Raw genomic sequence first — 13,602 nt, forward strand, 5'->3', positions numbered from 1 at the left:
GCACTAGCATTTTTAGCTAGATTGTGAGGCTGAGAAGGAATAATGGATGTAGTTAAATTACAAGGCAGGACGACTATGAACGAAAAATATGCCCCATTGAAGAGCAATGTTAGGATGCTAGGGCACTTGTTGGGTAACACCATCAAGGAAGCGCATGGAGACGAGATTCTCGAGAAAGTAGAGAAAATTCGTAAGCTTTCCAAATCCGTTGTGCGTGCAGGCAATGAAGCCGATCGTGAATTACTAATTGAAGAGATTACCAACCTGCCGAATGAGCAACTCACACCTGTCGCTCGTGCATTCAACCAATTTCTAAATTTGACCAACATTGCCGATCAATACCACACCATTTCACGTAGCTGTGAAGCAGATGTGTGTGAACCGGATCCAATTTCGTCATTATTTTCAAAACTAAGCCAAGAAAACATCAGCAAGCTCGATAGCGCTCAAGCGGTTCGTGATCTTAATATCGAACTTGTGCTAACGGCTCACCCAACCGAAATCACTCGTCGCACCATGATTAACAAGCTGGTGAAAATCAATGAGTGCTTATCTAAATTAGAGCTAAACGAACTTTCGGTTAAAGAACGTAAAAGAACCGAGCGTCGTCTGGAACAATTGATTGCCCAAAGCTGGCACTCAGATGTAATTCGTCAGCAACGCCCAACGCCACTTGATGAAGCAAAATGGGGCTTTGCGGTTGTTGAAAACTCGCTTTGGGAAGCAGTACCAGAATTCTTACGTGAATTTGATGAGAAGCTGAAAGGCTTCCTTGATGAAGGTCTGCCTATTGATGCGCGTCCAGTACATTTCTCATCTTGGATGGGGGGTGATCGCGACGGTAACCCATTTGTGACTCACAAGATCACGCGTGAAGTCATGCTTCTCTCTCGCTGGAAAGCAGCAGAGCTTTACCTGAAAGATTTCCAAGAGCTGATCACTGAGCTCTCGATGGTCAAATGTAACGACCAAGTTCGTGAGCTTGCTGGCGAACAGCACGAACCATACCGTGCAATTCTAAAACCAGTACGTACGTTGTTAATGAACACCCTTGAAGTGATTGAAGCGCAAATCAATCGTCAAGAGGTGCCAAACAAACCGATTCTCGAAGATGCCGACCAACTTTGGCAACCGCTAATGGCGTGTTACAAGTCACTGCGTGAAAGCGGTATGGCTATCGTTGCCGACGGTTCACTGCTGGATACCCTACGCCGTGTTAAAGCGTTTGGTGTACACCTAGTACGTCTCGATATTCGTCAAGAAAGCACTCGTCACTCAGACGTTATCTCTGAGCTTACTCGCTACCTAGGTCTAGGCGACTACGACCAGTGGAGCGAGCAAGACAAAGTATCTTTCCTTATCAATGAGTTGAGCTCTAAGCGTCCATTGCTTCCTCGCGATTGGGAGCCATCGGAAGACGTTCAAGAAGTATTGGATACTTGCCGTGTTATCGCTTCACAATCTCGCGAAGCCTTCGGAGCCTATGTCATTTCTATGGCACGTACTGCCTCCGATGTCCTGGCTGTCCACCTAATTCTTCAAGAGTGTGGTTGTAAGTTCCGTATGGACGTGTGTCCGCTCTTTGAAACGCTAGACGACCTGAATAATTCTGAAGCTGTTATGAAGCAGCTGTTCGATATCGACTGGTATCGCGGCTACATTCAAAACCATCAAATGGTAATGATTGGTTACTCAGACTCCGCTAAAGATGCCGGTGTTATGTCGGCAGGCTGGGCACAGTACAGCGCTATGGAATCCTTGGTCGAAGTGGGCGAACAGGCCGGTATCGATATTACACTCTTCCATGGTCGTGGCGGTACCATCGGTCGTGGTGGTGCGCCTGCACACGCAGCACTGCTGTCTCAGCCACCTAAGAGTCTGAAAGGCGGCTTACGCGTAACTGAGCAAGGCGAGATGATCCGCTTTAAGCTTGGTTTACCAGAGATTGCCGTAAACAGCTTTAACTTATACGCCAGTGCGATTCTAGAAGCTAACCTTCTGCCACCACCAGAACCAAAACAGGCATGGCGTGACCTAATGGAAGTGCTCTCTGAAGTGTCTTGCGAGGCTTATCGTAAAGTAGTTCGTGGTGAACCTGACTTTGTTCCGTACTTCCGTCAAGCTACCCCTGAACTTGAGCTGGGCAAACTACCACTAGGTTCTCGTCCTGCGAAACGTAACCCTAATGGCGGCGTAGAAAGCTTACGTGCGATTCCTTGGATTTTCTCATGGAGTCAAAACCGCTTAGTTCTGCCTGCTTGGTTAGGGGCCGGAGAAGCGATTCAATACTCCATTGATAAAGGTCACCAAGCTCTGCTGGAAGAAATGTGTCGTGAATGGCCATTCTTCTCAACTCGTCTTGGTATGTTAGAGATGGTGTACACCAAGTGTAATATGGAAATCTCACGCTATTATGACCAACGCTTGGCTGCACCAGAGCTATTACCATTGGGTGATAAGCTGCGAGCCCAACTGCAGCAAGACATTAAAGCAGTACTTAATGTAGAGAACCATAACCACCTAATGCAGAGTGATCCTTGGGGTCAAGAATCGATTCGCTTGCGTAACACCTATGTCGAACCACTCAATATGCTTCAAGCTGAGCTGTTGTATCGAACTCGTCAAAGCGAAGACACTGAAGCTGAACTAGAAGAAGCACTCATGGTAACTATCGCTGGCATCGCAGCAGGCATGCGAAACACCGGTTAGACGATATATTATTTTACAAAAAAGACAAAAGGTCGCACATTGCGGCCTTTTATTTTTAGTGGCATACTTATTGAGAGTTTTGTTAGTTTTTTGAAGTGGTATCACGTTCTATTCCACTTCTTGCTTATAGAATTCGATATACTTACTTACCACTGTTCGATAAAACAAAAATACTATTATATCGACAGTGCGGGTCACGTGATCACGTGACTTCCTAGGTGACAAAGGCTTAAAACAAGGTTACACGTGCCAACAAGATTGGCATTGCTCTTTTGCGCGAGTTTCCTGGAATCATTTTTGAATTCCAAGGCGTTTTCGCAGTCGTACATCTGCGACGTGGAGCAACATAATTATTATTACGTTATTGACCATTTGGACTTAAGACATGTCACTACCACACGTAATCCTTACTGTTCTTAGCACTCGCGATGCGACTGGCTATGACATCACTAAGGAGTTTTCTGCGAGCATCGGTTACTTCTGGAAAGCAAGCCACCAGCAAGTTTATCGTGAGCTAAACAAAATGGCCGACAAAGAACTGGTTACTTGCAAACTTGAACCCCAAGAAGGTAAACCAGATCGTAAAGTTTACTCAATCACTGACTCAGGCCGTAGCGCGTTAGGCGAATGGTTTGAACAACCAACGGTACACCCTACCGTACGTGATGAATTCTCAGCGAAGCTAGCGGCCTGTGCGGTACAACCATCAGCTGCATTCCGCATTCAACTTGAAGAGTTGATCGAAGAGTCGAAAAAGCTTGTTGCGCACTACCGTGAAATTGAAGCGGCCTACTACGCAACACCAAACACATTAGACAAACACGCTCGTCTTGAGCGTCTAACACTGCGCCGTAACCTACTTGCTCGTCAAGCTTGGTTAGAATGGGCAGAAGAAGCGCTGTCTGAATTAGAAGCGTTAGCGTAAACAAGTAGACAAGCTAGGGTCGTTAGCGACCTAGTTTGGTTCTTGAGTTCAAAAAAGCGTCAGGTGTATCGTAATACACCTGACGCTTTTTTGTTGGAATGGAAGGAGTCTTAAGAAATCACTATACCTGTGGACGTACACCTAATGTATGGCACAGTGCGTAAGTCATTTCAGCACGATTTAGTGTGTAAAAATGGAAGTCCTTTACTCCTTCACGACTCAATACGCGAACCATATCAATCGCTTGACTCGCACCGACTAACTGACGAGTCACTGGGTCGTCATCTAAACCTTCAAACTGCTTTTGCATCCAACCTGGTACTTTTACCTTGTTCATGCCAGCAAAGCGTGACGCCTGTTTAAAGTTTGAAACAGGTAGGATACCCGGAACAATTTCCACGTCGATACCAGCGGCCACACAACGGTCACGGAAACGCAGGTAACTTTCTACATCAAAGAAGAACTGAGTAATCGCTCGGTTTGCACCTGCATCCACTTTGCGCTTTAGGTTCAGTAGATCCGCTTGAGCACTCTTCGCTTCCGGATGCACTTCTGGGAAGGCCGCTACCGAAATATCGAAATCATGACGCGACTTTAGCAATTCGACCAGATCAGAGGCATACATATCCGGTTGGCCACCACCCGCTGGGATATCACCACGTAGCGCAACGATGTTCTTGATACCGTTGCTCCAATAATCCTCAGCAATATCAATAAGCTCATCACGAGACGCATCAATACAGGTCAGGTGCGGCGCCGCGACAAGTCCAGTCTCTGATTTGATTTCTTTGATAATTGAGTGAGTACGGTCGCGCTCGCCAGAGTTCGCTCCATAGGTCACAGAAACAAACTTAGGTTGCAGCGTTTTTAGACGGTGAACAGATTTCCAAAGGGTTTCTTCCATTGTTGGCGTGCTCGGTGGAAAGAACTCAAATGAAACGTTGATATTGTCAGAAAGCTCAGCAATATTCTGGTTCAAAGCATCGATGTGTCCAGCGTGTGTGTATCCCATGGTTCTCTCCCTAAATACCAAGGTTGGTTATCCCATCCAACCTTAGATAAAACCTGTCTATAGCTAAATTTTATGTTTTGACGTTTAGACGTCTATATGTCTACAGAATGAAATGAATGGCATTTAAAGTCAATAGAGTCATTATGAATTTTTTTCATGTGCTTAGTTAAGGAAACTAAAGCAGAGTCACGCGTTTCAGGAGATCTTCACTTTCAAGAAAGTAACGAGTGCTGGGGTAAGGACATAAAGCAAAAGCAACAAATAAAAAGGCTAGCGGTTATCGCTAGCCTAGAGATAGAACTAATTTAAAACCAACAACTTGTTGTGCGCTAGAAGAAACTCGACATTAGATTTAAATCCGACTGAATCGCACCGGCAGTTACTTCACGTCCCGCTCCCGGGCCACGAATCACTAATGGGTTATCTTTATACCACTTACTTTCGATAGCAAAGATATTGTCACACGGCAGCAGATTGGCAAGTGCATGCTCTTTAGACAAAGCTTCAATACCGACACGAGCTTTACCTTGGCGATCAAGACGCGCCACATAACGCAGCACTTTGTCTTCACGCTGCGCCTTCTCTAGACGTTCTTGTAGGATTTCACTCAGTAGCTCTGCCTTTTCAAAAAAGCCATCTAGAGACAACTCCTCAAGCTCCTCCGGAACCAGTGACTCCACCGCTACTGCATCAGGCTCAATATCTAAACCAGATTCACGAGCAAGAATAACCAACTTACGCATCACATCTGAGCCATCCAGATCAGCGCGAGGGTCCGGTTCGGTCAAACCTTGTTGCCAAGCCAAATCCACCAGCTCACTGAAAGGCACGCTGCCATCAAATTGCTGGAACAACCAAGATAACGTCCCGGAGAAAATACCGGACAACGCCACAATATCGTCACCGCTTTCACGCAAATCGCGTACTGTATGGTTAATTGGTAACCCTGCGCCTACCGTCGCGTTATACAGCCAGTGACGACCCGTTTTCGAAAATGCATCTTGCACTGCGTGATAACTAATACTTGGTGCAGAACCCGCTACTTTGTTGGCCGAAATTAAATGCATGCCATTTTCCGCAATGCTTTGATACTGCTCGGCTAATGCAGGACTCGCCGTCACATCAAGAACAACAACTTCATCGTAACCTTGAAGATTAGCAAGCTGCTGTAACCAAACGTTGCCCTGGTATGCCACAGCTTCATCCTCGTAGCGCTCCAGCACGGTTTGCTCATTAATGCCTTGGTCATCAAGCCAATACGTTTGGCTATCCACCACGGCAACTAAGTTAAAACTCATTCCACGGCGCTTTTCTAGCTCGCTTTTCTGCTCTTTAAACAGCGCCAGCCAACTAGAGCCAATGTTACCCTTGCCACATAAGGCGACAGCAACGCGTTTTTGAGCTTGGAACAGCTGGGTGTGCACGGACTTAAGCAGAGGTTGAATGTCAGACTTTCTCAACACAGCAGCAAGACTTAACTTAGATTCTGCTTCCGAGAAAAACTCTACTGGCGCATGTTTAAGCTGCTGATAAAAACCGAAACAGTGGTTGGCATTCTTAGTAACACCAGCCCCTACAGCGGCCAACATGGAATACCCTTCTCTTAGCTTAATCTCCGCTTCAATGGCTAGGTCTTGCAACTCATTGAGTGCCCCGGATGCAATTTCTGCCGTATAAGCAAGGCGCAAACGTGCTTGATCAGACTGCGCTTCAAACGCTAGTGGCTCAAGCTGCGCTCGCTTCAAACCATTCAGCACTTCGTTTTGTGCGCGAGCAAAATCATGACCACTGGCGAATACGAGGTCAATCAACAGTACTTCATCTAACGAGGTAATGATCTTAGCACCGCGCCCAGACGCCAGCACTCGTTCTATACGCGTAGAGCCTGACTCAGGTTGATAACTGCAACGTAAGTTCAAATCCATAACACTTTGCGCCACAGGTTGAAGCGTACGGCTATGTAGCACAGGGGCGGCCAAGCGAGCCAACTCACTGGCTTCATCCAGCCTTAATAATGGTAGAAGACAGGCATCGCTCACCACACGAGGGTCAGCACTATAAACCCCTGCAACATCACTCCAAATGGTCACGCAAGAGACTTCGGCAAGTGCTCCAATCACAGTCGCTGAATAGTCAGAACCATTTCGCCCTAACAAAACCGTATCACCTTCATCGCTTTGCGCCATAAAACCGGTAATCACAATACGATGATGAGCATGCTGAGCCAACACATCTTTAATCAAAGCATAAGACTTCGCACGATCGACTTCCGGCTGCGTGCCAAATTCTGCTCGTAAGAAAGCGCGAGCGTCTTGCGCCACCGCAGGCAAATCAGATTGACGTAAAAGCGCCGCCAGCAATCTAGAAGACCATACTTCACCGTGACCCAGCACGGCAGCACGCTGCGCCTCACTCAAGGGATAGCTCAGTTCACCTAAAGTACTGAACTCATCACTAAGCTGCGATTTAAGCTGTTCAGCTTCATCACCTTGCAACAGTTCATCGATGAGCTCGATTTGAAACTGCCTTAAAGACTGAAGGTGTTCGTGAGCAATACGACCATCTTTATTGAGTGCATCGAGAAACTCAATTAAACGGTTTGTGGTTTTGCCTGCAGCAGACACCACAATTAGATCTTCATTGTGTGAGTAATCTTTAAGAATGGAAACGACACGACGATAACACTCAGGATCCGCCAAGCTACTGCCGCCAAATTTATGTAGTTGCTTCTTCGCCGGAGCGGGTGTGGTACTCATAACTCAACTTATCCTTGGAACGTTTTCGCTTTATCAAATGCTTGCTGTAAATCGTCAATCAGATCGGAGGCATCTTCCAGCCCGACAGACAGACGCAGTAGTTGCTGAGAAACGCCCGCCTCTTCTAAGGCTGCTTCTCCCATAGCTCGGTGTGTCATAGAAGCGGGGTGACAAATCAAACTCTCGACACCACCTAGTGATTCAGCCAGTGAGAACAACTTGAGTTCACCCACAAAGTACTTCAACTGTTCAAAACTTCCTGCAAACTCAAAGCTCAACATAGAGCCAAAACCTGACTGCTGTTTCTTGGCAATCTCATGTCCAGGATGTTCAGGCAAGCTTGGGTGATAAATCACTTTGACCAGTGACTGCTGTTTTAAGAACTCGAGAATATGTTGAGAGCTCTCTTCATGCACACGCATGCGAGCACCTAACGTACGAATACCACGTAGCGTCATATAACTATCAAACGGTGTTCCCGTGGCCCCAATACAGTTGCCCCACCACGCAAGCTCTTCCGCGTGCTCTTCTGTTTTGGTGATCACAACTCCACCAATCACATCAGAGTGACCATTGATGTATTTGGTGGTTGAATGGATAACAAAGTCAGCGCCAAGCTCTAAAGGCTTTTGGTACACAGGTGTCAGAAAGGTATTATCAACCGCCACTAGCGCGCCGACTTGTTTGGCTTTTTCGCAAACAGCAGCGATATCGACGACACGAACCAACGGGTTGGACGGCGTCTCAAGTAAAATGAGTTTTGGTTTCGCTTCAAGTGCAGCATCTAATGCCGCCTCGTCGCTTTGGTCAACAAACTGAACTTTAAAATCGCCCTTTTGCGCACGAGTATTGAATAGTCGGTAACTACCGCCATAGCAGTCATGTGGAGCCACAATAGTATCTTCAGGCCCTAAGAAAGCCGACGCCCACAGGTTTAGCGCAGACGTACCACAGTTAGTGACAACGGCTCCTTTACCAGATTCGAGTTCATACAATGCTTGCTCCAGCAAACCACGATTTGGGTTTCCAGAGCGGGTATAGTCGTAAGTAGGCACTTCTCCAAACGCAGGGAAACCATAGTTAGTAGAAAGGTAAATTGGCGGTACCACAGCATGATGCTGGGTATCTGATTCGATACCAGTACGTACGGCTATTGTCGCTGGCTTCCGATTGCTCATAGAAACTTCCTTTATCAAATCGCATTGGGCTGATGGGCTGTTATTCAGTGTCTACTTTTGTCAGTGAATATGGAACCAACAAAAGTGGCAAACATTAAAAAATTAACATTGCGTTAAAATGAATGTCCACTTTACTTTCCATTTTGTGAGACGTCAACACTTCCAGACGTCTATATGTCTTTGCTTATGGCAGTAAATCCCGCTAAAATTGCAGCATTCTTATTACTACTACTTATGATTAACAGAGCGAAGGTGTGCAATGGCAGATTGGAACGGCGAATACATTAGCCCATACGCGGAGCACGGTAAAAAAAGCGAACAAGTAAAAAAGATCACGGTGTCTATTCCGTTGAAGGTGCTAAAGGTATTGACTGATGAACGTACTCGTCGCCAAATCAATAACTTACGCCACGCAACCAATAGTGAACTATTGTGCGAAGCCTTCCTACACGCCTACACTGGTCAACCGCTTCCAACCGACGAAGACTTGAGAAAAGACCGTCCAGACGACATCCCAACAGAAGCTAAAGAGCTGATGACAGCAATGGGAATTGAGTTTGAAGCGTTCGATGAAGAGTAAATTCTGACGTAGAATGAAAAAAGACGGCATAAATGCCGTCTTTTTTGTTTGCTCGTGTATGAGAAATTAAGCCATATAATTTTCTGGCATTTCAATTCGCGCAACACCGGAATCGACTGCAGCTTGAGCAACCGCTTTGGCTACACGTGGCAGCAAACGTGGATCCATTGGTTTTGGAATGATGTACTCCTTGCCAAAAGTAAGTGACTCTACACCAGCCGCTTTAAGCACCTCTTGTGGTACTTCTTCTTTGGCAAGCTCACGAATCGCCTCAACCGCAGCTAGCTTCATTTCGTCATTAATTTCACTTGCACGCACATCAAGCGCACCGCGGAAGATAAATGGGAAACACAGGACATTGTTTACTTGGTTAGGGTAGTCAGAACGCCCTGTGCCCATAATCAGGTCATCACGTACGTCATGAGCAAGCTCAGGTTTGATTTCTGGATCTGGGTTTGAGCAGGCAAACACAATTGGCTTATCCGCCATCAGTTTCAAAGCTTCTGGTTCAAGTAAGTCAGGGCCCGATACACCTAGGAACAGATCCGCACCTTCAATGACGTCTTCCAAGGTACGCATATCGGTGTTGTTAGCAAATAACTCTTTATACTCGTTCAAATCGTCGCGGCGAGTATGAATCACACCTTTACGGTCAAGCATGTAGATCTTCTCACGCATCGCGCCACATTTAATCAATAGCTCCATACACGCGATAGCTGCGGCACCAGCACCAAGACATACAATGCGCGCTTCTTTCAGATCTTTACCTTGCAGTTCAATCGCGTTCAGCATACCTGCTGCCGTTACAATCGCAGTGCCGTGCTGGTCATCGTGAAACACCGGCACATCACAGCGTTCAATCAGACGACGTTCAATCTCAAAACAGTCTGGGGCTTTAATATCTTCTAGGTTGATACCACCGAAGGTATCAGAGATGTTGGCTACCGTATCAACAAACTCATCAATCGTGCGATGTTTCACTTCGATATCAATAGAGTCTAGACCAGCAAAACGCTTGAACAGTAGCGCTTTACCTTCCATAACAGGTTTCGACGCCAGTGGGCCTAAGTTACCTAGCCCCAAAATAGCAGTACCGTTAGAGATGACCGCAACCATGTTGCCTTTGGCTGTGTACTTATAAACATTTTCAGAGTTTTGTGCGATTTCACGCACTGGCTCAGCCACACCTGGGCTGTATGCAAGGGCGAGGTCAGCCGCTGAGTCAGCAGACTTAGTCAGAGCAATTTCAATTTTTCCAGGGACTGGGTTGGCATGATAATCAAGCGCTTGTTGGCGAAATTCGTCGATTTGTTGGTCATCGGACATGGTGGCAATCCTGCTTATTCTACGAGTATTAAAGACTGAATGTGTGAGTATAAACCGCTTTGTAATTATTAGCTTTGCTTCTAAAGGGTTACAGACTCAACAGAGTGGACAACACGAACGGGGATACTTACGCATGGTCTGTGTGACAGCGGTTCGTCACTCTGATTTATTAATACTACGCTAGATAGTTAGAATTTTGAATGGATTGTATACAGAATTGTTTTATTTTTGCCTCAAAACAAAAAGGACGCCGAAGCGTCCTTTTCTAGAATCTGCAAAAGTAAGATTACTTCTTGCTAGATAGAGCACCGAAACGCTTGTTGAAGCGATCAACACGGCCGCCTGTATCAACGATACGTTGCTTACCAGTGTAGAATGGGTGGCACTTGTCACATACGTCTAGGTGGATAGAATCTTTACCTAGAGTAGAGTTGAATTCGAATGTGTTGCCGCAAGAGCAAGTTGCTGTTACTGCTTTGTATTCTGGGTGGATACCAGCTTTCATGGGGAAACCTCAAAGTTTAGGCCGTGTCGCCATCCGATTCTAAGCCGGACACCACACGTAGTTTAATAAAAGACTTATGATATCGCTGTTACTGCAATAAATGTAGAACAAGCCATACCATCAAGGCGCAGTATAGTAATGAATAGTGCCTTTAGGATCAACTAAAATTGCCACTTTTTTCGCCACCTTTAGGTGGATTGACTCAGTTTATTCAATTAACGGTTTCTCCTAACGGACATAGCTAGGTAGAATGGCGCTCTCTTTGAACAATATCGATTCCACTATGCGCCCAAACGTAGCTCGTGTTGCACTGCCAGTGCCACTGGATAAACAGTTCGATTATCTAGTCCCAACGCACCTTTTCCCTGTGGTGGGCGGTCGAGTATCAGTGCCTTTTGGACGCCAGACCTTAGTTGGTATTGTCACTCAATTCAGCCACCAATCAGACTTCCCTATTGATCAGCTCAAGCCCATCAAAGCGGCACTTGATACCAGCCCAGTCTGGCCAAAGCCACTGTTCGAGCTAATCTCTTGGTGTAGCCAATACTATCAACACCCATTGGGCGACACGTTAAACAACGCTCTACCCTCGTCATTGCGCAAAGGAAAGCCTGCAGAGTTTGCTGCTACCGTTGAGTGGCGTATTACAGAAGCAGGCAAGAATCAGCTCATGGCTGGGTTTGGACGAGCTGTGCAACAAGCAAAAGTCATGCATATGCTGGAGTCTGGCCCTTGTGCTCATCAGGCGTTCATTGATAATGAAGTCAGCTCTAGTGTCTTAAAAACACTGACTGAGAAAGGCTGGATTGAATCGCATGAGAAGCTAGCCCCTACTCCACGTTGGCCAGAAACGATGACCAACCCACCGACAGAGCTGAGGCTGAATGCTGAACAAGCTGTAGCGATCGCGTCAGTGAATAGCCAAACCGAATTCGGCTGCTACTTGCTAGAAGGGGTGACAGGTTCGGGAAAAACCGAAGTTTATCTGCAAATGATCGCACCAGTACTTGAGCGCGGGCAGCAAGCGCTTGTCTTAGTGCCAGAGATTGGTTTAACACCACAAACCATTAACCGCTTTAAAAAGCGTTTCAACGTGCCTATTGAAGTTATTCACTCTGGGCTCAACGATACCGAACGGTTGAATGCGTGGTTGAGCGCTCGTGATAAAGTTGCGGGGATTGTTATAGGCACACGCTCGGCATTACTCACACCATTTGCTGATCTCGGCATTATTATCGTCGATGAAGAACACGACACTTCATATAAACAGCAAGATAGCCTGCGTTACCACGCTCGTGACGTAGCCGTCATGCGTGCCAATAAAGAACAGATTCCAATTGTACTTGGTTCTGCAACACCATCGATAGAAACTCTGCAAAACGCGCTGAGTGGTAAGTATCACCATTTGATTTTGAGCCAACGCGCAGGTCTTGCAGTGCCAACGACCAACAAGGTTATCGATGTCAAAGGGCAATACTTAGAAGCGGGCTTGTCCGCTCCCCTTATTGCTGAGATACGTCGCCACTTAGAACTGGGCAATCAGGTAATGCTGTTTCTTAACCGTCGAGGTTTCAGCCCAGCGTTGATGTGTCATGAATGCGGATGGACCGCTGAATGCCGTCGCTGCGACGCCTACTACACCTACCATCAATCCAGTAATGAGATTCGCTGCCACCACTGTGGTTCACAGCGACCCACGATTCATCAGTGCGAAAGCTGTGGTTCCAATCAGCTTGTTACAGTTGGTGTGGGTACCGAGCAGCTTGAAGCACAGCTTGAAAGTCTGTTCCCTGATTTTAATACCATTCGAATTGATAGAGACAGCACTCGTCGTAAAGGCAGCCTTGAGAGTGCGCTTGAGGCGATTAAAAAGAATGAATACCAAATACTGATTGGTACGCAAATGCTCGCCAAGGGTCACCACTTCCCGAACGTGACCTTGGTGGCATTATTAGATGTCGACGGCTCGCTATACAGCAGCGATTTCAGAGCGTCAGAAAGGCTGGCACAGCTCTTCATCCAAGTGGCTGGCCGCGCGGGCCGAGCAAGTAAACCCGGTGAAGTGCTACTGCAAACGCACCACCCCGACCACCCTCTGCTGCAATCACTACTGCATAAAGACTATCGTCATTTTGCAGAAACCGTGATTGAAGAGCGCAAATTGGCCATGCTGCCACCGTTTAGCTTCCTCACTTTGATTCGTGCCGAAGCCAACAACAGCAATGACGTTGAAGCGTTTTTGCGTCAAGTGAGACATTCACTCGAGGCGCATCCATTATTTGATCATCAGTCGATGGTGTTAGGTCCAACACCAGCGCCCATTGCTAAGCGAGCAGGGAAAGCGAGATGGCAATTGATGCTTCAGGTGCCTATGCGTCCATTGATGCAGAAAATCGTCACCAGCGCTAAACCCGTCATCGCGCAACTGCCACTCGCAAAGAAAGTTCGCTGGTCGATGGATATCGAGCCACAAGATCTCAGTTAAACGGTAAGAATTGATTAATTTCAAAACTATAACTAGCTCTAGTTGTGATAAGCTTCACAATTGCAATGCAAAATATGTTAATCAGCCCGTAACTTTCCGTAGATAAATGAATAATATTTATTAATA

At 46.6% G+C, this 13,602-nt stretch carries 9 protein-coding genes; 4 read left to right on the top strand and 5 right to left on the bottom strand.

The window, feature by feature from the left end:
- Positions 1-75: 75 nt before the first annotated feature.
- Both ppc and HW45_RS26380 read left to right on the top strand, forming a co-directional pair.
- On the top strand, positions 76-2,709 hold the full coding sequence (gene ppc, locus HW45_RS26375; protein ID WP_038231069.1) for a phosphoenolpyruvate carboxylase: 2,634 nt from the start codon (positions 76-78) through the stop codon (positions 2,707-2,709).
- Positions 2,710-3,094: 385 nt separating this feature from the next.
- The gene (locus tag HW45_RS26380; RefSeq protein ID WP_006071159.1) at positions 3,095-3,634 is read left to right on the top strand and encodes a PadR family transcriptional regulator; all 540 of its coding nucleotides are present in this window, start codon (positions 3,095-3,097) and stop codon (positions 3,632-3,634) included.
- Positions 3,635-3,755: 121 nt separating this feature from the next.
- On the opposite strand, the gene metF is transcribed toward HW45_RS26380, so the two are convergent.
- From metF to HW45_RS26395, 3 genes are all read right to left on the bottom strand, one after another.
- Complete coding sequence (metF, locus tag HW45_RS26385) at positions 3,756-4,646, bottom strand: methylenetetrahydrofolate reductase (protein ID WP_006071160.1); 891 nt, start codon at positions 4,644-4,646, stop codon at positions 3,756-3,758.
- 329 nt (positions 4,647-4,975) lie between these two features.
- Positions 4,976-7,402, bottom strand: a complete 2,427-nt coding sequence (locus tag HW45_RS26390) for a bifunctional aspartate kinase/homoserine dehydrogenase II (RefSeq protein ID WP_038230973.1) — start codon at positions 7,400-7,402, stop codon at positions 4,976-4,978.
- 8 nt (positions 7,403-7,410) lie between these two features.
- A complete protein-coding gene (locus HW45_RS26395; protein WP_038230975.1) occupies positions 7,411-8,580 on the bottom strand; it encodes an O-succinylhomoserine (thiol)-lyase in 1,170 nt (389 codons plus the stop codon).
- 259 nt (positions 8,581-8,839) lie between these two features.
- Between HW45_RS26395 and metJ the strand changes: the two genes are divergently transcribed.
- On the top strand, positions 8,840-9,160 hold the full coding sequence (gene metJ / locus HW45_RS26400) for a met regulon transcriptional regulator MetJ (protein ID WP_006071165.1): 321 nt from the start codon (positions 8,840-8,842) through the stop codon (positions 9,158-9,160).
- A gap of 66 nt (positions 9,161-9,226) precedes the next feature.
- Here the strand turns inward: metJ and HW45_RS26405 are convergent, their stop codons facing one another.
- Positions 9,227-10,486, bottom strand: coding sequence for a malic enzyme-like NAD(P)-binding protein (locus HW45_RS26405; protein WP_006071167.1), 1,260 nt, complete (start codon positions 10,484-10,486; stop codon positions 9,227-9,229).
- A gap of 286 nt (positions 10,487-10,772) precedes the next feature.
- Positions 10,773-10,991, bottom strand: a complete 219-nt coding sequence (gene rpmE / locus HW45_RS26410; protein WP_006071169.1) for a 50S ribosomal protein L31 — start codon at positions 10,989-10,991, stop codon at positions 10,773-10,775.
- Between the two features lie 283 nt (positions 10,992-11,274).
- Between rpmE and priA the strand changes: the two genes are divergently transcribed.
- The gene (priA, locus tag HW45_RS26415; protein ID WP_038231071.1) at positions 11,275-13,476 is read left to right on the top strand and encodes a primosomal protein N'; all 2,202 of its coding nucleotides are present in this window, start codon (positions 11,275-11,277) and stop codon (positions 13,474-13,476) included.
- Positions 13,477-13,602: the final 126 nt, after the last annotated feature.

Source organism: Vibrio sp. ER1A (genome assembly GCF_000733315.1).
GTDB lineage: Bacteria > Pseudomonadota > Gammaproteobacteria > Enterobacterales > Vibrionaceae > Vibrio > Vibrio mediterranei.

What these genes read in the sequence shown, in the direction of transcription:
- ppc (WP_038231069.1), top strand. Translation starts at nt 76, where the DNA reads ATGAACGAAAAATATGCCCCATTGAAGAGCAATGTTAGGATGCTAGGG.
- HW45_RS26380 (WP_006071159.1), top strand. Translation starts at nt 3,095, where the DNA reads ATGTCACTACCACACGTAATCCTTACTGTTCTTAGCACTCGCGATGCG.
- metJ (WP_006071165.1), top strand. Translation starts at nt 8,840, where the DNA reads ATGGCAGATTGGAACGGCGAATACATTAGCCCATACGCGGAGCACGGT.
- HW45_RS26395 (WP_038230975.1), bottom strand. Translation starts at nt 8,580, where the DNA reads ATGAGCAATCGGAAGCCAGCGACAATAGCCGTACGTACTGGTATCGAA.
- rpmE (WP_006071169.1), bottom strand. Translation starts at nt 10,991, where the DNA reads ATGAAAGCTGGTATCCACCCAGAATACAAAGCAGTAACAGCAACTTGC.
- HW45_RS26390 (WP_038230973.1), bottom strand. Translation starts at nt 7,402, where the DNA reads ATGAGTACCACACCCGCTCCGGCGAAGAAGCAACTACATAAATTTGGC.
- metF (WP_006071160.1), bottom strand. Translation starts at nt 4,646, where the DNA reads ATGGGATACACACACGCTGGACACATCGATGCTTTGAACCAGAATATT.
- HW45_RS26405 (WP_006071167.1), bottom strand. Translation starts at nt 10,486, where the DNA reads ATGTCCGATGACCAACAAATCGACGAATTTCGCCAACAAGCGCTTGAT.
- priA (WP_038231071.1), top strand. Translation starts at nt 11,275, where the DNA reads ATGCGCCCAAACGTAGCTCGTGTTGCACTGCCAGTGCCACTGGATAAA.